General features: G+C 64.6%; 21 protein-coding genes. 10 read left to right on the plus strand and 11 right to left on the minus strand.

Going from position 1 to position 21754, the window contains the following annotated elements; genetic code table 11:
* Window positions 1-156 precede the first annotated feature (156 nt).
* The gene (locus tag GA0004734_RS07895) at window positions 157-2262 is read right to left on the minus strand and encodes a S9 family peptidase (RefSeq protein WP_245292368.1); all 2106 of its coding nucleotides are present in this window, start codon (window positions 2260-2262) and stop codon (window positions 157-159) included.
* 122 nt (window positions 2263-2384) lie between these two features.
* Complete coding sequence (locus GA0004734_RS07900) at window positions 2385-3317, minus strand: LysR family transcriptional regulator (protein WP_092932700.1); 933 nt, start codon at window positions 3315-3317, stop codon at window positions 2385-2387.
* 130 nt (window positions 3318-3447) lie between these two features.
* On the opposite strand from GA0004734_RS07900, the gene GA0004734_RS07905 reads away from it, so the two are divergent.
* Window positions 3448-3729: a DUF2798 domain-containing protein gene (locus tag GA0004734_RS07905; RefSeq protein ID WP_092932702.1), complete on the plus strand. Its 282-nt coding sequence runs from the start codon at window positions 3448-3450 to the stop codon at window positions 3727-3729.
* A 15-nt stretch (window positions 3730-3744) separates the two neighbouring features.
* Here GA0004734_RS07905 and GA0004734_RS07910 read toward each other — a convergent pair whose 3' ends face one another.
* The gene (locus tag GA0004734_RS07910; RefSeq protein ID WP_245292494.1) at window positions 3745-4590 is read right to left on the minus strand and encodes a VOC family protein; all 846 of its coding nucleotides are present in this window, start codon (window positions 4588-4590) and stop codon (window positions 3745-3747) included.
* Between the two features lie 506 nt (window positions 4591-5096).
* On the opposite strand from GA0004734_RS07910, the gene GA0004734_RS07915 reads away from it, so the two are divergent.
* Window positions 5097-5756: a PAQR family membrane homeostasis protein TrhA gene (locus GA0004734_RS07915; protein ID WP_092932704.1), complete on the plus strand. Its 660-nt coding sequence runs from the start codon at window positions 5097-5099 to the stop codon at window positions 5754-5756.
* A 51-nt stretch (window positions 5757-5807) separates the two neighbouring features.
* Here GA0004734_RS07915 and msrB read toward each other — a convergent pair whose 3' ends face one another.
* Window positions 5808-6260 carry a peptide-methionine (R)-S-oxide reductase MsrB gene (gene msrB, locus GA0004734_RS07920; protein WP_092932706.1) on the minus strand — a complete coding sequence of 151 codons (453 nt, stop codon included), beginning with the start codon at window positions 6258-6260 and terminating at the stop codon, window positions 5808-5810.
* A gap of 628 nt (window positions 6261-6888) precedes the next feature.
* On the opposite strand from msrB, the gene GA0004734_RS07925 reads away from it, so the two are divergent.
* The 3 genes from GA0004734_RS07925 (at window position 6889) to GA0004734_RS07935 (ending at window position 9098) form a co-directional block, all read left to right on the plus strand.
* A complete protein-coding gene (locus GA0004734_RS07925; protein ID WP_092936054.1) occupies window positions 6889-7323 on the plus strand; it encodes a MucR family transcriptional regulator in 435 nt (144 codons plus the stop codon).
* Between the two features lie 271 nt (window positions 7324-7594).
* The gene (locus tag GA0004734_RS26385) at window positions 7595-8191 is read left to right on the plus strand and encodes a helix-turn-helix domain-containing protein (protein ID WP_245292369.1); all 597 of its coding nucleotides are present in this window, start codon (window positions 7595-7597) and stop codon (window positions 8189-8191) included.
* Window positions 8184-9098, plus strand: coding sequence for a DUF6456 domain-containing protein (locus GA0004734_RS07935; protein ID WP_092932708.1), 915 nt, complete (start codon window positions 8184-8186; stop codon window positions 9096-9098). The genes GA0004734_RS26385 and GA0004734_RS07935 overlap by 8 nt, the downstream gene beginning before the upstream one ends.
* A gap of 49 nt (window positions 9099-9147) precedes the next feature.
* Here GA0004734_RS07935 and GA0004734_RS07940 read toward each other — a convergent pair whose 3' ends face one another.
* Together GA0004734_RS07940 and GA0004734_RS07945 are read right to left on the minus strand one after the other, a co-directional pair.
* On the minus strand, window positions 9148-9588 hold the full coding sequence (locus tag GA0004734_RS07940) for a SufE family protein (RefSeq protein ID WP_092932710.1): 441 nt from the start codon (window positions 9586-9588) through the stop codon (window positions 9148-9150).
* 94 nt (window positions 9589-9682) lie between these two features.
* Window positions 9683-10186, minus strand: coding sequence for a DUF5330 domain-containing protein (locus tag GA0004734_RS07945; RefSeq protein WP_092932712.1), 504 nt, complete (start codon window positions 10184-10186; stop codon window positions 9683-9685).
* Window positions 10187-10777: 591 nt separating this feature from the next.
* Here GA0004734_RS07945 and GA0004734_RS07950 point away from each other — a divergent pair.
* The 3 genes from GA0004734_RS07950 (at window position 10778) to GA0004734_RS07960 (ending at window position 14092) form a co-directional block, all read left to right on the plus strand.
* Window positions 10778-12343 (plus strand): sensor histidine kinase, encoded by a 1566-nt coding sequence (locus tag GA0004734_RS07950; RefSeq protein WP_245292370.1) that lies wholly within the window; start codon window positions 10778-10780, stop codon window positions 12341-12343.
* A complete protein-coding gene (locus tag GA0004734_RS07955; RefSeq protein ID WP_092932714.1) occupies window positions 12315-13418 on the plus strand; it encodes a peptidoglycan-binding domain-containing protein in 1104 nt (367 codons plus the stop codon). The genes GA0004734_RS07950 and GA0004734_RS07955 overlap by 29 nt, the downstream gene beginning before the upstream one ends.
* A 326-nt stretch (window positions 13419-13744) precedes the next feature.
* A complete protein-coding gene (locus GA0004734_RS07960; protein WP_092932716.1) occupies window positions 13745-14092 on the plus strand; it encodes a DUF1491 family protein in 348 nt (115 codons plus the stop codon).
* 7 nt (window positions 14093-14099) lie between these two features.
* Here the strand turns inward: GA0004734_RS07960 and GA0004734_RS07965 are convergent, their stop codons facing one another.
* On the minus strand, window positions 14100-15119 hold the full coding sequence (locus GA0004734_RS07965; RefSeq protein ID WP_092932718.1) for a DUF2336 domain-containing protein: 1020 nt from the start codon (window positions 15117-15119) through the stop codon (window positions 14100-14102).
* A 445-nt stretch (window positions 15120-15564) separates the two neighbouring features.
* Complete coding sequence (locus GA0004734_RS07970) at window positions 15565-16467, minus strand: SH3 domain-containing protein (RefSeq protein WP_245292371.1); 903 nt, start codon at window positions 16465-16467, stop codon at window positions 15565-15567.
* 432 nt (window positions 16468-16899) lie between these two features.
* Between GA0004734_RS07970 and GA0004734_RS07975 the strand changes: the two genes are divergently transcribed.
* Entirely contained in the window at window positions 16900-17181 is a 282-nt protein-coding gene (locus GA0004734_RS07975) for a hypothetical protein (protein ID WP_092932722.1), read from the plus strand.
* A gap of 441 nt (window positions 17182-17622) precedes the next feature.
* Window positions 17623-17820: a hypothetical protein gene (locus tag GA0004734_RS07980; RefSeq protein WP_139056246.1), complete on the plus strand. Its 198-nt coding sequence runs from the start codon at window positions 17623-17625 to the stop codon at window positions 17818-17820.
* 124 nt (window positions 17821-17944) lie between these two features.
* Here GA0004734_RS07980 and GA0004734_RS07985 read toward each other — a convergent pair whose 3' ends face one another.
* The 3 genes from GA0004734_RS07985 to GA0004734_RS08000 all read right to left on the minus strand — a co-directional run bounded on the left by GA0004734_RS07985 (window position 17945) and on the right by GA0004734_RS08000 (window position 21692).
* Window positions 17945-18490 carry a DUF1254 domain-containing protein gene (locus GA0004734_RS07985; protein ID WP_092932726.1) on the minus strand — a complete coding sequence of 182 codons (546 nt, stop codon included), beginning with the start codon at window positions 18488-18490 and terminating at the stop codon, window positions 17945-17947.
* Window positions 18483-19070, minus strand: a complete 588-nt coding sequence (locus GA0004734_RS07990; RefSeq protein WP_092932728.1) for a DUF1214 domain-containing protein — start codon at window positions 19068-19070, stop codon at window positions 18483-18485. The genes GA0004734_RS07985 and GA0004734_RS07990 overlap by 8 nt, the downstream gene beginning before the upstream one ends.
* A 447-nt stretch (window positions 19071-19517) precedes the next feature.
* Entirely contained in the window at window positions 19518-21692 is a 2175-nt protein-coding gene (locus GA0004734_RS08000; RefSeq protein ID WP_092936060.1) for a transglycosylase domain-containing protein, read from the minus strand.
* Between the last annotated feature and the right edge of the window lie 62 nt (window positions 21693-21754).

Below are 21754 nucleotides of genomic sequence, written 5' to 3' on the forward strand. Positions count from 1 at the left end.
ACGTCAACTCATCGGTTGTTCGCAATCAAAGTTTCGACCACCATAAATCACGACGCAAACTTCAAGTCGAGTCGGCGCGTCGTTCTCAACTTTCGTGAAGGCTTGCCGGGACAAGATGCCCGGGAAGCCGGAGAGGGCCTTGCTTCCCTGACCCCCTCACATCTTCCGCGCCACCTTGATCGCAAAGGCATATTCGAACGCGATCTCTTCCAGCCGTTGGAAGCGCCCGGACGCACCGCCGTGGCCGGCGCCCATGTTGGTTTTGAGCAGGATCGGCTGGTTGCCCGTGGTCTTGTCGCGCAGCTTGGCCACCCATTTGGTCGGTTCCCAGTAGGTCACACGGGGATCGGTGAGGCCGGAGAGGGCGAGGAGGGCGGGGTAGGGTTTTTCCGCAACGTTGTCATAAGGCGAATAGCTGGCGATATGGTGGTAGGCCGCTTCGTCGTCGATGGGGTTGCCCCATTCCGGCCATTCCGGCGGGGTCAGCGGCAGGGTGTCGTCGAGCATGGTGTTCAGCACATCCACGAAGGGAACGGCCGCGATGATGCCGCCGAATTTCTCCGGCGCCATGTTGGCGACGGCCCCCATCAGCATGCCGCCGGCCGAGCCGCCCTCGGCGACGATGTTTTCGTAGGAGGTGAAGCGCTGTTCGTTCAGGTAGTCGGCAGCCGCAATGAAGTCCTTGAACGTATTGGTCTTCTTCTCCATCTTGCCGTCTTCGTACCAGGCAAAGCCCTTGTCCTTGCCGCCGCGGATATGGGCGATGGCATAGACGAAGCCGCGATCCACCAGCGACAGGCAGTTGGTGTTGAACGAGGCGGGAATGGACATGCCGTAGGCGCCATAGCCGTAGAGCAGGCAGGGCGCGGAGCCATCGAGAGGGGTATCGCGGCGGTAGAGCAGCGTGACCGGCACGGTGACGCCATCCTGCGAGGGCGCAAACACGCGGCGGGTGACGTAGTCGTCGGGATTGTGACCGGAGGGCACCTCCTGCGTCTTCAGGAGCCGGCGTTCGCGCGTCGTCATGTCGTAGTCGAAAAGCTGGCTCGGCGTCGTCATCGAGGAGTAGGAGAAGCGGATGACGTCGGTGTCGTATTCGGCGGCACCCGACAGGCCGAGCGAGAAGGCTTCCTCGGCAAAGGCGATCGCATGTTCCTCGCCGGTGCGCCGGTCGCGGATCTTGATCTGCGGCAGGCCGTTTTCGCGCTCCAGCCAGACGAGGTGGCGGGCGAACGCCATGTGGTTGAGGATCAGCCGGCCGGGCGTGTGCGGCACGACCTCGCGCCAGTTCTCCCGCTCCGGCCGGTCGAACGGCGTTTCCATGATCTTGAAATCCTTGGCGCCATCGGCGTTCGTCAGGATGTAGAAGACGTCGCCGCCTTCCGTCATGGAATATTCGAGCCCGGTCTCGCGCGCCGCAACCAGCCTGGGCGTCGCATTGAGGTCAGAGGTCGGGATCAGCATGTATTCGCTGGTCTCGTGATCGTGGATATCGATGTAGATGACGTCGTCGAGCATGGAGGCTCCGACGCCCATGAAGAAGCCCGGATCCTCTTCTTCATAGACCAGACGGTCGTCCGCCTGCGGCGTCCCGATGACGTGGTGGAAGATCTTCGACGGGCGATGATTCTCGTCGAGCACGGTGTAGAAGAAGCTGCGGCCGTCGGGCGCCCAGGCGCCATCGCCGCCGGTGTTTGCGATCACGTCCACAAGGTCGTCGCCGGTCGACAGATCCCGGATGCGGAGCGTGAAATATTCCGATCCCTTGTCGTCATAGCCCCAAATGCCGAGCGAATGGTCGGTGCAATGGTTGATGCCGGAAAGGCGGAAATAATCCTTGCCCGCAGCCTCCTTGTCGCCATCGAGCAGCACCACACGCTCGCCGCCCTCGCGCGTCTCGCGGAAGTAGCGGGGTTGCTCACCACCGGTGACGAAGGATGTGCCATAGGCGAACGGCCCGTCCTTCATCGGCACGGAACTGTCGTCTTCCTTGATGCGGCCTTTCATCTCGGCGAAAAGCTGCTTCTGCAGCGCCTCGGTATCCGCCATCGCCGCCTTCATATAGGCGTTCTCGGCCTCCAGATGCGCGCGGATCTCGGGATCGAGAATGGAGGTGTCCTTGAACATCTGCTGCCAGTTGTCGGCCCGGAACCAGGCATAGTCGTCGGTGCGGGTGATGCCGTGGCGGGTGTCGCTGAGCGGCTTCTTTCGTGCGACGGGCGGGGCGGGCAGGCTGGAAAAGACGGGGGCTTGGTCGGACAATGGGATCTCCGGGGGTTCGATGGCGTTATGTCCCGGGACGAAGCGATTGCCTCGCCGGAACATGCATCTTCGATGCTCCGCACATAGATGCCGCAGCCGATGCATTCAAGCGACAAAGCACGTCAGCGCGATGACAGGGCCGCAACGGCGTAGTCGATAAAGGCGCGGATCTTCGGCGTGGCGCTGTGGCGATCGAGCGTGCAGGCGTAGAAGGTGAAGGGCGTATGCGCGGCGATGGTGTCGCTGCCGGCCGTGGCGTCGCCTTCCGCGCTCTCACCGAAGAGAGGCACGACCAGACCCTTTGCAATCAGGTCGTCGGAGATGAACGCGCCGAGACGGGCGATGCCGGCGCCGGCAAGGACCATGGAGGTCAGGGTGTCGATATCGTTGCTGACGATCTTCGGCTTGATGTCGGGCTCGTACAGCGTGCCGTCCCGCAGGAAGGTCCAGCGGAAGAGGCGGCCGTGCGTCGCCAGCCGGTAGAGCAGGCAATCGTGATGCACCAGGTCTTCCGGCGTCTTCGGATGGCCGCGACGGGCGAGATAATCCGGCGAGGCGCAGATCATCATCGGCACGGTGACGAGCCGTCGGGCGATCAGCGAGGGCTCCAGCTGCTCGGCAAACCGGACGCTGATATCGATGCCCTCGGCGATATGGTCGATGGCCCTGTCGGTGACGACGAGTTCGACGGAGAGTTGCGGGTAGATGCTTGCAAAGCCCGGAATGAGCGGGGCGATGACATGACGGCCGAAGGCGACGGATGCGGAAATGGTGAGCCGGCCGCGCGGCGTGTCGTTGAGCGCGGAAACGGCGGTGGCGGCAACCTCCAGATCGTGCACCACATGGCGGACGCGCTCGAAATAGACCTGACCGCTATCCGTCAGCCCCAGCCGGCGTGTGGTCCGCTGAAGGAGACGCACACCGAGGTCGCGCTCCAGCCGGGCGATGTTCTGGCTGGCGGCCGCAGGGCTGATGCCGAGCTGTCGGGCCGCAGCCGCAATGCTGCCCATCTCGACGCTGCGCACGAAACTCTCGATCCCGCGAAGGCTATCCATAGCTGCGTGCACTCCAGAAAGTGGCCATTCGAAAGTTTTGCTTCAGATTGATGGTGCTCGCAAGCCTCTAATCGGCGGCGGCGTTTGCGGCTAGGACAAGGACATCGACAAGGAAACATCCGGAGAGACCATGCCCACGAACGCAACCCCCACATCCCCCGCCGCCCGGTCTGCGAAGACAGGGCTTCCCCAGGCGGCAACACCTTACGTCTTCGCCTTCTTCATGGCCGGCATCATGGCCTTCGTGATGTGCTGGATCATCGTCTCGGTGAACAGCGGCGTCGATAGCGGCCTGCCGATGCGCGTCGCCGCTGCCTACCTCGTCGCCATGCCCGCCGCCTTCGTCAGCGTGCTGATCGTCCGCCCGATCGCGCTGAAGCTCACATCCCTCGTGGTGCGCCGCCCGGGCTGAGGGGTCTCGGCCATCTCACGCCGACAGCGTCAGCCCGATGCCGAACGGGTCGGTGAGGGAGACGGTGTCGCCCGTGCGGGTCGTGGGGATTTCCAGGCGGTCCAGCGCGGCAAGCGCCGTCTGAAGCGCTGCCGTATCGTTGAAGCGGAGGGCGTAAGTGCCGAGCCCTGTCATATCGGCGACGCGCCGGGGCGCGTTGCGCGTGTTCCAGATATTGGCGGCGAGGTGGTGGTGGTAGCGGCCGGTGGAGAAGAAACTGGCGCCGGGATAGGTGGAGATCAGATCGAGGCCGAGCACGTCGCGGAAGAAGCCGTTGGCCTGCGGCAGATCCGACACTTGCAGGTGGAGATGGCCGAGCGACGTGCCCGCCGCCATGCCGCCCCAATGGGTGTGTCCCCGGGCAAGCGCCACGCCCTCGTCGTAGAGCGTCTGGAGATCGAGCGGCAGGGTGGCCATCTTCACCGTGCCGTCGGGCAGGGTGGTCCAGTCGGCGCGGGGCCGGTCGCGATAGACCTCGATGCCGTTGCCTTCGGGATCGGCCAGATAGATCGCCTCGCTGACCAGATGGTCGGATGCGCCCTGCAGCGGCACCTGAAGGCCGGCGGCATGGGCCAGCCAGCGGGCAAGCGCTGCCCGGTCCGGCACGAGGAAGGCCGTGTGGAACAGGCCCGGCGCGTTGCGCGGCGCCGTGGTCGCATGGCCGGAGGTGGTGAGCGTCAGCAACGGCCGTCCGCCCACGCCGAGCGTCTCGCCGCTTGGCAACCGTTCCATCAGGCTCAGCCCCATCACGGACTGGTACCACGACGACACGAGCGGCAGGTCGCGCACCACCAGCCGGGCGTGGTCGATAAAAGCCGGCATGGCGAGTGGATGTTCAGGGGCCGGATGTTGAAGGGCGGAAACTTCGGGCGCGGGCGGACGATCCGTCGAAGGGGTGCGCATCAGGTCGGAAAGGGTCATCTCGGTCGCTCCTGCGAGGGTGTTCGGGACGATGCCGGGCAGGACGAGCGCCATACCCGTCATGTGCAGCAGGCGGCGTCGGCGCAGATCGTCCATGGCAGGGTCCCCGAAGAGGACCGATTATGCACCGCCTGGCCGCCATGCGAAATCCCCGGGATCGGCGATGGATCGTCTCGCATGCGTTGACAATCCCGGCGCGAATACATTCGCGCCCTTGCGAATTTTTTGTGCTTGCACGGAAAACTCGTCGGCCCGGCGCGAACGTGTTCGCGCCGCCACGCTCCCGCCCGCATCCTCGCCGATGATCGATTCGTCACCGAAAGTGACGAACGCGCGTCCATATGGGCTCGCCAAACGGGCAGCGGATGCGTAGCCTGACCTGAAACGGATCTGGAGACGAAGCACGCGTGGAGATCAAGGGCATCAAGTGGAACTACGACCGGACCGAAATGATCGCGGACGGCATCGTCCATGGCATCGGTCTCGCCTTCGCGCTCATTGGCGTGACCATTCTGCTGGTGCACGCCAGTGCGGCCAGTACCGCGGGGCAGATCGCGGCCGCCGCGATCTACGGCGCGGGCCTCGTCGCCACGCTGTCGATCTCCTTCGTCTACAATATGTGGCCGGTGTCGCGGACCAAGTGGCTGCTGCGCCGGTTCGATCATTCCTCGATCTTCATCCTGATCGCGGCGACCTACACGCCCTTCCTGCAAAGCGGCTGGAACGATCCGTTCCTGGCCGTCATGCTCGTCGGCATCTGGCTGATCGCGGCTTTGGGCATTGCGCTCAAATGCGTCTTTCCCGGGCGCTACGACAAGCTCGCCATCGTGCTCTATCTCGCCATGGGCTGGAGCGGCGTGCTGGCCGTCGGGCCGCTGCTGACGACGCTGAACGCCGCCACCATGCTGCTGATTCTCGCCGGCGGCATCATCTACTCCGCCGGCGTCATCTTCCATGTGTGGGAACGGCTGCGCTTTCAGAACGCCATCTGGCACGGTTTCGTCGTGACCGCCGCCGCCGTCCACTTCTCGGCCGTGTTCTCGGTCATCGGCAACACCCCGGCTTGAGGCCCCGCGCGCTTCGCGGCGCCCCAAGCGGGCTCGCTTGAGACGTGTCGCTTAAGCCGGCTCGAAACGCAGCGCCACGCCGTTCATGCAGTAGCGAAGCCCGGTCGGGGCTGGTCCGTCCGGAAAGACGTGGCCCAGATGCGCGTCGCAATCGGCGCATTTCACTTCCGTCCGCGTCATGCCGTAGGAGCGGTCGGTGACCTGCGTCACCGCGTCAGGCTCGAGCGGCTGGAAGAAGCTCGGCCAGCCCGTTCCCGAATCGAACTTCGCGCCTGCGTCGTAGAGCGCATTGCCGCAGCAGATACAGCGATAGGTGCCGGCCTTGCCGAGCGCGAAATCGGGGCTGGAAAACGCCCGTTCCGTGCCGTGCTGGCGGGTGACGCGGTACTGGTCCGGCGTCAGCTGCTCGCGCCATTCCGCATCGCTCTTCACGACCTTCAGAGGGGTGTTTGCCAGAGGGGTGTTTGCGCCGTCTCCGGCAGCATGCGTGCGATGTTCGGTCATGTCGTTCTCCTCATCTTGAAACTGCGCTTCATATAGGAACGCGCAACGCGCAAGCAAAGCCACCGCAAGCCCTCGTGCCGCGCGGCTTTATAGTAACGTCTGCTCATGGAAACGCATGCGAACGAGGTGAGAATCGCAGGTTGCAGAGAATCGCAGCCCTCGCCGGTGGTGCAAGCACGGATGTTGCCCCGAAAGGGGGGTCTCGATAGATGAACGCGCGCGTTTCTATCGGGATTGCTTGTGACAACTGTTCCGGGAGGCGCCGTTTCAGCCGCCAAGTCTTGCATCTATTGAAAAACGCGTTTGACATTTTTGGGGTGAATGTTATTCGAGTAACGGTAAAGTGTCTGAGACTGAAAATACTGCAGGTTGTCGCCGCCGAAATATCTCTACAGAATTCGGTTGTCTTTTCGGGGTAGGGGAAAGATATGCGGCGTCCAATGCAAGTGCATTCATCAAGTAATTCGGTCGTTCCATTGTGATGCAATCGTGCCGGTTTTTACCGCAATCGATCGCATTTCCATGGGAAAAATGACGCCTTCATGGAAAAGCCTGCGAACCTGCGGGCGAAAACGAGACAATCGCCCGAAAGGAGAACTAAATGAGTGAACAGATGGCAGGACATGGCATGGCCGGACTGAACCTGGCAGGACATGGCAACGAGTTGCTCGTGGAACTGACCGCAGAAATCGTCGCCGCCTATGTCAGCAATCATGTCGTGCCCGTCTCGGAGTTGTCGACTCTCATCGGCGATGTGCACACGGCGCTGAACAACACCGGTGCACCGGCTCCCGTCGTCGCCGCCGTGGAAAAGCCGAAGCCTGCCGTATCGGTGCGCAAGTCGGTTCAGGACGGCCAGATCACCTGCCTGGAATGCGGTGGCAACTTCAAGTCGCTGAAGCGCCACCTGATGACGCATCACGCTTTGTCGCCGGAAGACTACCGCGAAAAGTGGGAACTGCCGTCGGATTATCCGATGGTCGCCCCGGCCTATGCCGAAGCGCGCTCGCGCCTCGCCCGCGAAATGGGCCTCGGCCAGCGCCGCAAGCGCGCCGCCAAGTAAGGTTGACAGCACACTCGGCAGGATTTTTATCAAGCCTTGTCATGCAAGATGTTTCCATAGCGCCGGGCCGGATCCTTATCCGGTCCGGCTTTTTCATGTCCGGAGAGCGGAAGGGCATATTCAAGAACCGGAATAAGGAAAAAATGCCTATATGATTCAGGATGCTATCGGAAATATGATATAATACAACAAAAAATTGCGCGCTGGTTGTAGCGCTCGCTTCGTGTTCCGCGTAGGATATGTGAAAGTATTCCTATAACGGAGATCTGCGATGACCATGCTTCATACACATGCCGAAAGCGCACTGACCACGATAGGCCCATTGGGTCTTCTCGGCCGTTTTCCGGACGATCTCCGTCTGGCCACGACATCTTTCTCAGTCCGGGCAGCCTCGTATGGGACGGCTGCGTCCCGTCACGCGCCCCGTCACGCGCCCGGTCACGCTCTGGGTCGTGCGCCCGAATGCAAATCCGCATGGCCGCCGTCCGCCGCGCCCGCGACATCCCGGGTTTCCGAACGGCCCGATACGGCAGCGCCCGACCCGCTGGCGCAGGCTCGCTGCCGCATGGTGGCCGATGTGGTCGAGGAACTCACCATGATGGTCGGCGATCGCCAGCAGTTGCGGCGCGACCGCCGGCGGATGATGACGCATGTCCGCCAGATCGCCATGTATGTCAGCCATGTCGTGCTGCAGGTCTCGCTGACCGATATCGGCGTCGCCTTCGGCCGGGATCGCTCCACGGTCAGCTATTCCTGCCATGTGGTGGAGGATCGCCGCGACGATGCCGATTTCGATGCCTTCGTCTCCGCCATCGAGCGCGTCATCACGGCCGTCTTCCCGCCGGCCGGAGATGCTGCCCATGCGTGACGTGAGGCCTCCGGAGGCCGCCGCCCGCGCCGATCTCGTCCGGCTGGTCCGCCACCTCGTGGGTGGCCGGCGGGCGAGACCCGGCGAAGCCCGGCCGGACACAGCAGAAGACGCCGCTGTCGTCGCCGCCTTCACGGTGACGGAGGAGGGCGCTGACGTGATCGTCACGCGTGCGGACGGTGCGAAGCGCACCCTGCCGCCAGCGGCGATGCGCGAGGCCCTCTCCCTCGGCCTCGTCGCCAAGCCCGATGCCGGAGGGCCGGAGGTGTCCGGTCGCTGGCACGTGCTTTCGCCGGCCGTGCCCTTCCTCAAGCGCGCTCTGTCCGATCCGGAGGCGGTTTTCGCGGGCCAGCATCGGCACATCGCCTCGGGCACGGTGGAAACGGGGGCCGGCCGGCAGACGGTGCAGGTCAATCTCGCGGAATCGCCGCTCGCCCATATGAGCCGGCTGAAGGAGAAGTCCGGCAAGCCGTTTCTGCCGGCTGAAGCGCTGGAAGCCGGGCAGCGGCTGCACCGGGATTTTACCCACGCGCAATTGCAGCCGCGCATGACCATGTCCTACGAACCCCGGCTGTCAACGCGCACGAAGGGAAGCGGCGGCGGTCCTGAGATCGCCGACAGTGCTATGACGGCCAGAACCCGCGTGTCACGCGCCATGGCGGCGATCGGCCCGGAACTCTGCGGCGTCGCCATCGACGTCTGCGGTTTCGAAAAGGGGCTGGAAACGGTGGAGCGCGAACGCCAGTGGCCGGCCCGCTCGGCAAAACTCCTGCTGCGCGCCGCCCTCATGGCACTCGCCCGCCACTACGCACCACCCCCGCCGGCATCACCAGCGCGCCGCACCCATGCCTGGGGCGCGGAGGGCTATCGCCCGGATATGGATGGGGGCCGGGAGCGCGGCGGGTGATGGTCGTGAGAGCAAGGCGTTGGGGGTATCTCTTCAGACGCGAAGACGCTCAACCTTTCAGCCGCACCGCCGCCTGGTCCTGAATGCGCTTGACCATGGAGCGCAGGCCATTGGCGCGCTGGGCCGTCAGGAACTCGATGAGGCCCATCTGGCCGAACAGGTCCAGCGCATCGGTCGCCGCGATCTCGGAGGCTCTTTTGCCCGAAAAAATCGAGAGCACGATGGCGACGAGGCCGCGCACGATATGGGCGTCGGATTCGCCCTCGAAGGTCAGAACGGGATCGGTGCCCTCTGCGGCGTGGGTGACGAGCCAGACCTGGCTGGCACAGCCCTGCACCTTGTTGTCAGCCGTGCGCTTCTCTTCCGGCAGGTCCGGCAGGGTGCGCCCGAGCTCGATCACATAGCTCATCCTGTCCTGCCAGTCGTCGAGATAGGCGCAGTTCTCGAGGATTTCGGAAAGGGGCGTCGGAGTGAAGGCGGCATCGGTCATGCCGTCTCTATAAGGGATCGGTTCCGCGTTGAGAAGGTGGATCGGCTGGGTAGGCAAGGCTTTCGCAGAGGTTTCGTGGCAAGCGCCGGGCCGGTCAGGACGCGCGATGCGGCTTCGGCGGTATGCGCTTTTCCGGCACCGGAATACGGGTGAAGCCGAGATCCTCAGGGGTCTCCGAAAGCGCGGGTCCGGCAGAAGCGGCGGCAGAGGGCGCGGCTGTGGGCAGGGCTGGGGGCAAGGCCTGCTCCGGCACAGTACCCGTGGTCACCGCATCGCCCGGTATGACAGCGTCGTCTGCCGCAGCGGTCTTCTCGTCGCCGAACTGGGTTTCGAGCAGCTGATAGGCGATGCGGGCGCCATCTTTCGCGCGGTGGCCGAGCGCATTGAAGGTCTCGGCACCCTTGGTGCAGACATCGGGCTTCTCAAGGCAGATGGCGCCGATATAACCGATCGCCTCGCTGGCGGCGGAAACCGTCTGGCCGATATCCATTTTCGCCCCGGCCGCAGCCTCAGGCTGCGCTGCCTCCTCCGTGCCGAAGATCGGCAGGAGAACGAGCACCAGCGAAAACCAGAATGCTGCCTTGATCAGAAACCACATGGTCGACCCCGTTCTTCACGTTTACGCAACTGTCCCGACCGCCTGCTGTTCCGTGTCCTCACCGATATGGCCGGTCTGTGCCGGTTACCGATAATGGGAAGCAGCTCGGTCGAACGTCAAACTAGGGCACCTCTTCCAACACGGCCTTGAAAACGAGACCTGTATTTGAGGCGTCTTTTCGTAAAATTCGATCGATCTGCATTTGATCCGCATTTGAAGGGCATTTGAGCCAATCGCGTTAAGGGTCAAGGCGGCGGCCGCGCCCAAGCCCCCTGCAAATGCGGCTTCCGGCAGTGGAGCGAGATGCCATAGTGGTTAAATTAACTCGAAAAATACCATGATTTCAACGGTTACGCCACGTTAACCACAACAAAGGAAGGGCGTCCGAATCTGGCTCAGAAGGGCCGGTGAAGCCGTTTTGCAACACATCGGGGGTGTTCACTTAGAGTTTCATTAAGCCGCCGGTGAGACATTCGGCCTTGTCCGATGACGATCGTTCCACCCTTTTTCGACGGGCCGGAAACGACCGCGCGGCACTTTATAAACAACCGGGGCAGGATGTTCCGGATAACGAAAAATGCAGGGTCGGGCGTGACAATTGTGCGGAACATCGCTGGAAGGTTTGCGTCCCGTGTGGACGATGCCGCCAGGCTCTGGCTGCCCCGCCCGGCACCGACGGAGCGCGAGCTTTCCGCCATCCGCACCGTTGCAGCCTCTGCCCTCATCGCCTTCCCGATCGCCCCGCTGGCGCTTGCCGCCGTGTTGCCGCTGTCGCTGGCCCTGCCGGTCGGTGCCGGCCTCGTCGGCGCGCTGACGCTGGTCGGCGGCCTCGCCGCCGTCGGCCTTGCCGGCCGCGATGCAGGCCCGGTCACGCCCCTCGCAGCACCCGTCGCTCCGGCAGCGCTCGCCTATGATCTCTTCGCCGGCCTCGTGACGCTGCACGACCTGCGCGGCTCCGTGACGTCCGTGCATGGCCGCGATGCGTCCGGCTTCCTCGCCTGGATGCGCGACCCGACCGGCCGCGGCTTCATCGAGCAGATCCACGTCTCCGACCGCATCGCCTTCCTGCGCGCCATCGACACGATCCGGCTCGGCGCCGACAGCGACACCGTCGAGTTGCGGCTGGAACGCGGCTCCATGACGGAAGGCGGCGCCGAGCTTCTGCATATGCGGTGCGAACTCGCCGCCATCGTCGAAGACGGCATATTGTCGGGCATTCTCGTCCAGTCGCGCGATATCTCGGCCGAAGTCGCCCTCAAGGCCGATGCCGCGAGCAAGGCCGAGGCCGCGGAAAGCGCCAACGACGCGAAGACCCGGTTCCTCGCGGCCGTCAGCCACGAACTGCGCACGCCGCTCAATGCCATTCTCGGCTTTTCCGACATTCTCTCCGGCGAATATTTCGGCCGGCTGGAGAACGATCGCCAGCGTGAATACGTCGCCTTGATCAACCAGTCCGGCGCCCATCTCCTCTCCGTCGTCAACACGATGCTGGATATGAGCAAGATCGAGGCCGGGCGCTACGAGCTGATCGCCGAGCCCTTCGTCGTGGCAGATGCCGTCTCCGCCTGCGAGGCGATGCTGGGCCTGCAGGCCGAGGCCAAGGGCGTGAAGCTGGCGAGCCGCGTCATGCGCGGCGTGGGCGAAGTCCATGCGGACCGTCGCGCCGTGCAGCAGATCCTCATCAACCTCGTCGGCAACGCCATCAAGTTCACCGACGCCGGCGGCATCGTCACCATCGATGCGGAGATCGTGGGTGAGGACCTGCGGCTGACCGTCAGCGATACCGGCATCGGCATTCCCGCCGACAAGCTCGCCTGCCTCGGGCAGGCCTTCATGCAGGTCGAGAACGAATATACCCGCAAATACGAGGGCACCGGCCTCGGCCTCGCGCTCGTCAAGGGGCTGGTGGCGCTGCATGGCGGCCGCTTCGACATCTCCAGCCGCCCGCGCGAAGGCACGGTGATCCGCATCAGCCTGCCGCTCGACGGGTCCGGCATCCGCGATGCCGATCAGCTTACCGACGCCGACAGCATTGCAGAATTTCCGCCGCGCCTGAAGACCCAGGCCGGCTCCACGTCCCTGAACCCCGGCATCCAGATGCCAGAGGTTGAGAAAGGAGGTGCGGCAGATGGCGAAGCCTACGCGAAAACAGCCTGACCGACGCAAAGCCCCCGCGACAACAGCAAAGGGGAAAACGGGCGCCGCCAAGGGCGCGACCGCGCTGAAGCGCAAGGGAGTGTCTCGACCGAACATCGTGCTGCGTGCCGCATCCGGCATGTTGCGTCTGGCGCTGCGCAATCCCGCCATCTTCGGCGGGACCGCGGCGTTTGCCGTCGTGTTCGGCTTCGTCGCGGCCAATGCGCTCTGGTATCAGCCGGGCCACCACCCGTCGCCGCTGATGCGCACCCGGCTGCCCTTCACCCATCCCGACCCGGCGCGCGTTTCGTTGAGCGAACCGCAGGACGTGCCGGACCCGAGCAAGGTCACGACCTTCGTCATCCGCAGGGAAGACGAAGCGGGGGAGGCCGAGCCTGGACTGGTTCCGGCCGAAGCCCTGCCGACCGGCGAGCGCACTGCCAGCGTTCCCGGGTCCGACACGCTCGCGACGCTGCCGGGCGAGCCGACACCCCGGCAGGACACGAACGCGGACCTCGACCCGACGAGCCTCGTGCGCACTGTGCAGGCCGAACTCGCGCGGCACGGCTTCTATGATGGCGAGGCCGACGGGCGTCTGGGACCCAAGACGACGGCGGCCATCCGCCGCTTCGAGCAAGCCAGCGGCCTTCCGCAAACCGGCGTGGTCAGCCAGGGCCTTCTCGCCGCTCTGCAGCGCGACACGTCGGCCTCCCCCGGCATCGCCACGATAACGCCGGCCCCGCGCCCGACGGAGATTCCGCCGGCCCCGAAGACGCCAACCGAGATCGACCCGATCGCCGCTGCGATCCGCGCGGCCGAAGGGGGTGCGGAGGTGAAGCCGAAGCCCGTCCACGCCAAGGCGACCGAAACGGCCTCTGCCGAATCAAGCGCATCAGGGGCGAGCGGCGCCGGCATGGTCATGTCCATCCAGCGGGGGCTGTCGAACCTCGCTTACGCGGATGTATCGGTCGATGGTGTGGTGGGCGACCAGACCCGCATGGCCATCCGCCATTTCGAAAAGCACTACCGCCTGCCGGAAACCGGCGAGCCGAGTGCCGCGGTGCTGAAGAAAATGAAGGAAATCGGCGCGATCTAAGCTGGCGTCCGGTCGATTGCCTCCGGATGGCATTGTTCCGGTGTCGAGCGCCGCCAGCCCCTGCCGTCATGCTCGGGCTTGTGCCGAGCATCTGCTGCACGGCCCGCGATCTGAAGGGCCATGGTGTTTGCGGGGGCGACATCATATGCTCGGGACAAGCCCGAGCATGACGGAGGGGAGGGGTGGAAAGCGCAATCGCTCCAGCGGATTCTCCGTGTTTTCGGAATCAACGTGCGAAACTCTTCGCGAACCGGTGGAGAATTCCGCACCTAACCACTTGTGCCGGCATCGATAGACGCGGTCCTTCGCCCGCGCTATGCAGGGCCATGCGCCTCCGTTCCGATATCTTCGTTTCCGCCATCACCCGCCGCGTGTTTTCGCGCGGGGATTATGCGGCCGTGCTGCGCAAGGGGTCCGAGGCGGCCGGTGCGATCTTCATCCGCCAGCGGACGCGGGACGGGCAGGAAACGCTGTTCGGGCCGGCGCCGCAGAGCCTGGTGACGGCAGAGGAAGAGGGCGGGCGGCTGTTCGAGTGCCGCCTCTCGTCGTCCGAGGCTGAGGCCATCGATGCGGCGCTCGCCCGCGAGATCCGGTTCGATCCGGATTGCTGGGTCGTCGAGCTGGAAACGCAGGATGTTTCCGATCTCTTCGAAACCATCAAGAACGACGGTTGAAGGCCGATCAGCGCGCGCTGCGCGTCAGATTGCGGGGGTAGAAGGTGGAGGCGACCTGCTGCGTCTGGTTGGCGGGGGCGGGGTAGGCAGCCGGCTGGCGCGGGTCTTCCGCGCGCTCCGGGCCGAGCATCGGCGCATGGCGTTGACCCCCGTTACGGCGCGCATCGTCGGCGGCAATCCAGCCTTCCACGCGGGTCTTCGCATCGACCGGATCGATGCCGTCGAGCAACGCATCGCAGCGCGTTGCCGAACCGTTTCTTTCCCCGAGATAGGGGTAGAGCGTGGTGAGCATGCGCACCATTTCCATGCGAGGGGTGCCCAGCGCCGACAGGGTGACGGCGAGTTGCCAGCCGGACACGTCGAGAACGAGGCGTTCGCCGAATACGGCCGAGCAGTCGAGCGCATGCGAGAGAGTCGCGGCGAAAAGATTGACCTCGCCCGAGCGGGAAAAGCGCACAAGCAGCGCTTCATGCGTGGCGTCGAGCGCCAGAAGGGGACGGCGGGGTGGCGTTGCAGGCGCGGCAAGCGGCTGGCCGGCGGTGCGGGCAAGCGCTTTCAACTCCGCGCGCAGGCGCTCCTCGCGCTCCAGCGAGGCCGTCTCTTTGGCAGGGGCGGCCACGGGCTTGGGAGGCTCCGGCATGGAGGCCGCCGGGCGGGAGGTGCTGTCGCGCCGCTCCACAAGGGCATCCACCACCCGGACGCTCAGATTGTCGCGACGGGCGATGGCATTGGCGTGGGAGGGGCTCTGGTGGCGGATGATGTCGAGGAGGACGCGCTCCTCGATCGAAACAGCGCGCGTAAGAAACAGGGCGGCGATGGCGATGGGCGCGCTGCCGATCTGGAGGGCGACGGACGGGGGCACATGGGGGCTTCTGGCCAGCGCTGCGGCCGCCTGACGGCGTGCCTCGTCGCTGGAGGCCATAAACAGCGGCTCGAACAGTTCGCAGAACTGCTTGAGATCCGAGGACCGCGGCTGGCGAAGCCCCTCGAAACTCGACACTGTTGCCATCAGCACCGCGTCTTTCACGCGGCCGTTCTGAGGTCTTTCCAAATCACGAAACCGATCCGCCACACGTCCACCTCATACGCAAAACACCGACGCATCCCTCGGCAAGGCACCCCTTGCCCTCGTCCGGACGCAGGCCTCGTGCCGCCGGCTCCAGCTCACGCGTCTTCCGAACATCTCCGCGCAACGCGTTGACGTCTCTGGAATCCATGATGCAGGTGTCCCGGCGATGGCAACGAGCGCGCCATGAGACGGAGGTTATGCCGACGTGGTTAACATCGGCTTAAGGACGTCCGGCAATGGGGCAGGCAATGGGACAGGCGATGGCGTGCTGTGTGGGAGGTCCCGCAAGGCATGGTTGCAGGCCGGGGAGGGCGTTTGGGTCGGGAGAGAAGCACCCCTCCAACGCAACAGGCGGCGCCGTGTCGGGCGCCGCCTGTTGTCTTACGGTGTGACGACGTGCTGCTTAGAGCGTGCAGCCCGGTTCGCCGATCTCGCAGGCGCGGCGGCGGTCGCGGTCGCGGTTCCCGCGGTTGTCGTTGGTGCCGTCCAGATCGGGGCGTTCCAGGGTGGGCCGATCGGCGTTGCGGCGGTCGTTGTCACGGCGGTCGCCATTATCGCGACGGTCGCCGTTGGGACGGTCATTGTCCCGCCGATCATTGTCCCGACGATCCCGGTCGAACTGCGGGCGATCGCGGTTGCCGTCATTGTCGCGGTCGAACCGGGGGCGGTCACGATTGCCATCCCGATCCCGATCCCGGTCCCGATTGCGGTCGCGTTCGAAGTCAGGGCGATCGCGGTCCGGGCGGTCACGGTCAAAACGCGGGCCGTCATTGTCGAAGCGGTTACGATCCCGATCCCGCTCGAAGCGCTCCCGGTCGCGGTCCCGCTCGACGCGGGGACGATCCCGATCCCTGTCCCGGTCGAAGCGCGGACGATCGCGATCGCGCTCGAAGCGATCCGGGCCGCCACGCCAGTATTCGCGGTCGCGATAAAAGTCGCGATTCCGGTAGTTGCGATCCCAGTAGTTGCCGAGTTCGAAGGTGACTGTGGGAATGCCGAGCGGGCGGTAGTAGCGCGGCGCGACATAGACGCGGCTGCGCTGGTACTCTGCCTGGACATAGGAGCCGGAGACCCAGCCGCGACCGCGCGAAAAGGAAACGTCGCACCAATTAGCATCTGCAAGGCAGCCGTGGATTTCGACGGGCGCGCCGACGGGAATGACGACGACGGCGGGGTAGCGGGTGCTGGGGCCGGAGCGCATGTTGACATTGGCGGTGGCAAAGCCCTCCGCAGCGCTGGCCACGGCCGGCGCCAGCAGCGTGGCCGCCAGCGCTATGCCGGACAGGATGGATTTGACGGAATACACTCTAGGGTCCTCCAGTAGCTTATCGAGCTTTCGGCCTGCGGGCGGGGGCTGGCAGACCATGCCGAACGGTATGGGCAAGGTAAAACACGTCCACATGATGGCATCGTCCGGCTGCTGTCCCTTCCTGTTCGCTCATCGACACGAGAAAGATTGTCGATCGACGGCGCCGGGAAAATCTTCAAGCGCATAGGAAGCAGGCAAGGCACGGATGAACGCCGTCACACAGGACGTAGCGAAGCAGAAAACAGCGTCTGCCTGTTTTTGTTCCTATGCGGGCTGGCCTGAACGGATCCTGAACGGGCGGGAAGCACATCTTTGGCGGCCCGGGATCCAGGCGTCGCATCGCCCGGAAATACAGCGCCTTGCGGCAGAGCGGGGAACAAAACGGACGATCGCCCGTTATCGGGTCAGTTCGAACAGGAGCCCCGGACAATGATCGATAAGAAGTTCGCCACCGTTTCCAGCACGGAAGCCGAAGTCGAAGCCAGCGTTGCCAAGAGCGACCTCGACAGCCAGATCTCCGATCTGCGTGCCGAAATCGCCCGCCTGACCGACTCGGTCTCCGCAATCGGCAGCGGCGCGAAGGCTGTTGTCCAGTCCGAAGCCGAAGTGCTGACCGAGCGCCTGCGTGACCGCGTTCGCGAAGAGCCTGTCACCACGCTTCTGACGATCGCCGGCGTCTCCTTCGTGCTGGGCCTTCTCGCCCGCCGCTAAGGCCGCCGCCCGTCGTCAGGACGCAAAGCCATGCAGCCGCAATGTCCCCGAGGGATGTTGCGGCTTTCGGCGACTGGAGCGCATGGCGTTCCGATCGGCACCGTACACATTCATATGCGAATCATGGGCATATGCGAATCACGGGTTTCAACGGGCGGACGGCAGGTTTTCGGGATGTTTTCCATCGCTAGGTTTGGGGTATCCAAAGTTAAGAGCTTGTTTACTAAGCTGTGGCCCAATCATCCTGCGGGCCGGCACGCTCAGGACGTACCACCGACATCGCAGTATGAGCCTAAATACATCCGGAATCATCCGGAAGAAGGAGCAACGAGAACGGCGCTCATGGCTGATCTTACGGGATCAGTGAAGCGTCAGCCCGACGAGGGCAGGATGAAATCTGTTTCAAGTTCATCCGTCTCATCCCGTTCATTGGAGACGAGAATGGCAGATGTAATCAGACTTCAGGACCGCCAGCACCGCGGCGGCCGCAAGATGAACCCCGATGGAGCCCGTCACGACGCGACGATCCTGCTTTTCACGGGTATTCGCTACGAGCGGATGGAAGGCGTGACCCTTCCCAAGGTTTCCCCCGGGGTTTCCTCGATCAAGCCGCTGAACGGCTCGACGCAGAAACACTGACTTTTTCCCCGGATGATCCAAGGCCGTCTTGCAGGTCTTGAGGCGTATGTGCGCCTTGGTTGAGTGAGACTTTCCTTACCGAAACGTTTTTTACCGAGACATGGGCCTTACCGAGACACCGGCCTTACCGAGACATGGGCTCGCAACCCGCCTCACCGAGAAATTTGCTGGCGGCCGCCTCATAGCTGCCGAGCGGCGCGAGGGCTCTCAGCACGGCATAGCCTTCGTCTTCCGGCATTTCGACCGTGATGGTCTGTCCGATGGTTTCCGCCGGCTGCTTGCGGAGCTCTACCAGTTGCAGCGGCGTTGCCGCGACGACATCGACCCGGTCGTTGACCGCCGTCGCATCGCTCATGCTGAAGATCTCGTTCGAGCCGGAATCATAGATCGCGAGCGACCAGAACGGCACATCGCCCGACGCCGTGAACCGGACCGGGCCGCCGAGCACCGAGAAACCGCAGACGGCGACCCGGAGATAGGGATCGTCGTTGGAAAGACCCGTCGGCCCCGGCGCCGAGGTCAGCGGGAAGAAACTGTCCATCTCGTAGAGCCCGAGCACGCGGCTATAGGCATCCTCCGCCGTGAAACGCGGTAGAGCGAGGATGATGACGATGTGCAGCAGGGCGGCACCGATCAGCCCGACGAGGATGGCATAGAGCAGGCTACGCACGGCCGCATCCCTGTGCTGTGATCTTCGGCATGACCAGCTCGATCGCACCGGAGGAATTGGCCGTCGGCGCATCGAGAAGCGTCAGGACGAGGCGGAAGCGGCCGGGTTCGGTGACCGCCAGCCAGTTGTCCGCCTGTGCGTCCGGTGCCACGTGGATGACGAAGGACGTATCGGCCTCGCGCAGCACGCTCCAGGCATTGAGCGCGACCGGCAGCGTCTCCGACGCCGTCAGCGGCCGGTCGGCGATGTCTGTCGCAAAGAGGGTCCAGAAGCGGGCAGGCGGCGTGTTGCCGACGATGTCGTAGCGGCAGGCGCCGGAGAGCGGCTGCCCCGTATCGTCCGTTTCCGCAGTGAAGCGCATGCCCTCTGCTTTGCCATAGAGGAGCCGCCCGGCCCGAGCCCGGTGCGCCTTGGCGTAAGGGTCTGTGTCGGCGGTCTGGGCATTGGGATAGGCGACCCACGGCCCGAGGCGGATGGAGCCGAAGCCGGTGGAGGCTTTCAGTGCCGAAATGCTCACGGCAATGCCACCGCCGAAGGCGACGCAGAGCGTAAGTGCGACGAGGAAGGGTACGCGAAACATCAGGACTGGCGGCTTTTTAGCGAGGGGGGTAGGGAGTGGGTTTGTGTCCGTCGCGCGGAAAAGAAAGACCCTCTCTGGCCTGCCGGCCATCTCCCCCACAAGGGGGGAGAGGACTCGTGGGACGCACCCAGCTCTTTTCCAGAACGTCTCTTCAGTGGGCGAGAGGCCCGCCCCGAGTCTTCTCCCCCCTTGTGGGGGAGATGCCCGGCAGGGCAGAGAGGGTTCTTTCTTCCCAACCCGCTGAAACGTGCGCGCGGAAGCTGCCCCTCATCTGCCTGCCGGCATCTTCTCCCCGTTTTTACGGGGAGAAGAGACATGTGGTGAGGATTTGCGGTGACCACCGAGGTGGAGCATGGCACGTCCCCTCTCCCTGCAGGCGGGGAGAGGGTTCGGGTGAGGGGCGGCCTCCGGCGCAACGGGCGAAAGGGGAAATGCATTATCATCGCGTCAGTTGCTGGCGGCATCGCGCGCCGGGTCCGGGGCGGCGCTGGCGACCTTGCCGGGGACGGACGCGGGGTTTTCGAGAGGCGGGGTGGTCTCGAAGCGGGTGCCGAGCGACTTCAGGAGGCGTGTGACGTCGCCGGAGAGCATGCGGGGGCGCACGAGAGGGGGGAGGGCGTTTTCGTCGGTTTTCGCGACGACGGGGGGCTTGTCCTTTTTGGACGGGGCGGGTGGCGGCGGGGCGATGCCGGGGATGGGGCGGTGGTCGATACCGGTCTCGGCGTAGTCCATCAGGCGCTTGAACGCGATGGCCGGCAGGGAGCCGCCGGTCATGTTGTTGGTCGAGGTGTAGTCGTCGTTGCCGAACCAGACGGCGGCCGTGTAATCGCCGGTGAAGCCGACGAACCAGGCATCGCGGTAGGACTGGGTGGTGCCGGTCTTGCCGCCGGCAACGACGCCGTTGTCGAGCGCGGCCTTGCGGGCCGTGCCGATGATCGGGATCTGAGTCAGCATGTAGTTCATCGAGGCCGTAGCCTTTTCGCTGAGCACGCGCTGAGCCGGCGGGGCATCGCGGTTGAAATCGTAGAGCACGTCGCCGTCGTAATTGAGGATCTGGCTGAGACCGTGGCGGCGCGCCTGCATGCCGCCGGCTGGGAAGACGGCGTAACCCGTCGCCTGATCCATGACGGTCAGCTCTGACGTGCCGAGCGGAATGGTCTTGTCGGGGCGGATCGGCGTTTCCACGCCGAAGGCCTTGGCAAGCTCCACGATACGGGGAATGCCCAGCGTCTCCTTGGCAAGGCGTACCGGCACCGTGTTGATGGAGCGGGCGATGGCGCTGAGCAGCGTGACCTTGCCGGAAAAACTGCGGCCGTAGTTCTGCGGCGACCAGCGGCCCCAGGTGATCGGCGCATCGCTGATCGTCGTTTCCGGCGTCATGCCCTTTTCCATGGCGGCGGCGTAGGTATAGGCCTTGAAGGAGGAGCCCGGCTGGCGCAGCGCCTTTGTGGCGCGGTTGAACTGGCTCTCGCCGTAATCGCGCCCGCCGACCATGGCGCGCACGGCGCCGCCGTTCTCGATCATGACGAGGGCGCCCTGGCCGACGCGGTAGCTCTCGCCATACTGGCGCAGGCTGGATTCGATCGCGTCCTCGGCTGCCTGTTGCAAGCCCATGTCGATGGTGGTGCGCACGATCAGGGAGTGCTGGGCGAAGGGGGCGGCAATGCGCTGGACCTCGTCGAAGGCCCAGTCGAGGAAGAAATCGGGCGCGGTCACCTCGGCGCGATCGACCACGGATGCCGGATGGAGCCGGGCGGCCACCACCTGCCCCTCGGTCATCAGCCCGCCTTGGACGAGGTTGGTCAGCACCTCGTTGGCGCGGGCGCGGGCGGCGGGCAGGTTGACATGCGGGGCATAGCGGGCCGGCGCCTTGAACAGGCCGGCGAGCATGGCGCTTTCGGCCAGGTTGATATCGGTGATGGCCTTGCCGAAGTAGAACTGCGACGCCGCCGCCGCGCCGAAGGTGCCGCCGCCCATATAGGCGCGGTCTAGATAGAGACGCAGGATCTCCTTCTTGGAGAGGTTGCATTCCAGCCAGACGGACAGGAAGGCTTCCTTGATCTTGCGCTCGAAGGTGCGTTCGTTGGAGAGGAACAGGTTCTTGGCGAGCTGCTGCGTCAGCGTGGAGCCGCCCTGCACGACCCCGCCGGCGCGCGCATTGACGGTCATGGCGCGGGTGAGGCCGAGAAAGTCGATGCCCCAATGGTCGAAGAAACGGCGATCTTCGGTGGCAAGCACCGCTTTCACCAGCGTATCCGGCAGCTCGTCCACGGGGACGCTGTCCTCGTGGATGATGCCGCGATGGCCGATCTCGTTGCCGTAGCGATCGAGGAACGTCACGGCGAAATCGCTTTGCGCCAGCCAGTTGCCCTTCGTTTCCTGAAAGGCGGGCAGCGCCAGCGCCAGCAGGAGCACAGCCCCGACGGTACCCCAGGTCATGCCCTCGCCGAGCAATTCGAACACGACGCGCTTCCAGCCGCGCACGCGAAACCGGCGGAAGAAGATGGTGATGTCTTCCCACCATTCGGCAAGGCGGAAACCGGTGTGCCAGACGGTCGAATCGATGAAGGCATCGATGCGCAGGAGGATGTGGCGCTTTTTCGGAAGCTCAGCCGCACTCAGGGGCGCTGCGCTCTCCGGTGGCGCCGGGCGCGGTGTCGTGTCGGGAATGTCGTCGCTCGGGC

It is taken from the genome of Rhizobium sp. 9140, from assembly GCF_900067135.1.
Taxonomy (GTDB): domain Bacteria; phylum Pseudomonadota; class Alphaproteobacteria; order Rhizobiales; family Rhizobiaceae; genus Ferranicluibacter.

Bases quoted from the DNA above. Each gene is read 5' to 3' on its own strand.
- GA0004734_RS07960 (WP_092932716.1), top strand. From the start codon at position 13,745: ATGCGCCTCCGTTCCGATATCTTCGTTTCCGCCATCACCCGCCGCGTG.
- GA0004734_RS07910 (WP_245292494.1), bottom strand. From the start codon at position 4,590: ATGCCGGCTTTTATCGACCACGCCCGGCTGGTGGTGCGCGACCTGCCG.
- GA0004734_RS07945 (WP_092932712.1), bottom strand. From the start codon at position 10,186: ATGTGGTTTCTGATCAAGGCAGCATTCTGGTTTTCGCTGGTGCTCGTT.
- GA0004734_RS07940 (WP_092932710.1), bottom strand. From the start codon at position 9,588: ATGACCGATGCCGCCTTCACTCCGACGCCCCTTTCCGAAATCCTCGAG.
- GA0004734_RS07900 (WP_092932700.1), bottom strand. From the start codon at position 3,317: ATGGATAGCCTTCGCGGGATCGAGAGTTTCGTGCGCAGCGTCGAGATG.
- msrB (WP_092932706.1), bottom strand. From the start codon at position 6,260: ATGACCGAACATCGCACGCATGCTGCCGGAGACGGCGCAAACACCCCT.
- GA0004734_RS07935 (WP_092932708.1), top strand. From the start codon at position 8,184: ATGCGTGACGTGAGGCCTCCGGAGGCCGCCGCCCGCGCCGATCTCGTC.
- GA0004734_RS07990 (WP_092932728.1), bottom strand. From the start codon at position 19,070: ATGTTTCGCGTACCCTTCCTCGTCGCACTTACGCTCTGCGTCGCCTTC.
- GA0004734_RS07905 (WP_092932702.1), top strand. From the start codon at position 3,448: ATGCCCACGAACGCAACCCCCACATCCCCCGCCGCCCGGTCTGCGAAG.
- GA0004734_RS07975 (WP_092932722.1), top strand. From the start codon at position 16,900: ATGATCGATAAGAAGTTCGCCACCGTTTCCAGCACGGAAGCCGAAGTC.
- GA0004734_RS07925 (WP_092936054.1), top strand. From the start codon at position 6,889: ATGGCCGGACTGAACCTGGCAGGACATGGCAACGAGTTGCTCGTGGAA.
- GA0004734_RS26385 (WP_245292369.1), top strand. From the start codon at position 7,595: ATGACCATGCTTCATACACATGCCGAAAGCGCACTGACCACGATAGGC.
- GA0004734_RS07980 (WP_139056246.1), top strand. From the start codon at position 17,623: ATGGCAGATGTAATCAGACTTCAGGACCGCCAGCACCGCGGCGGCCGC.
- GA0004734_RS07955 (WP_092932714.1), top strand. From the start codon at position 12,315: ATGGCGAAGCCTACGCGAAAACAGCCTGACCGACGCAAAGCCCCCGCG.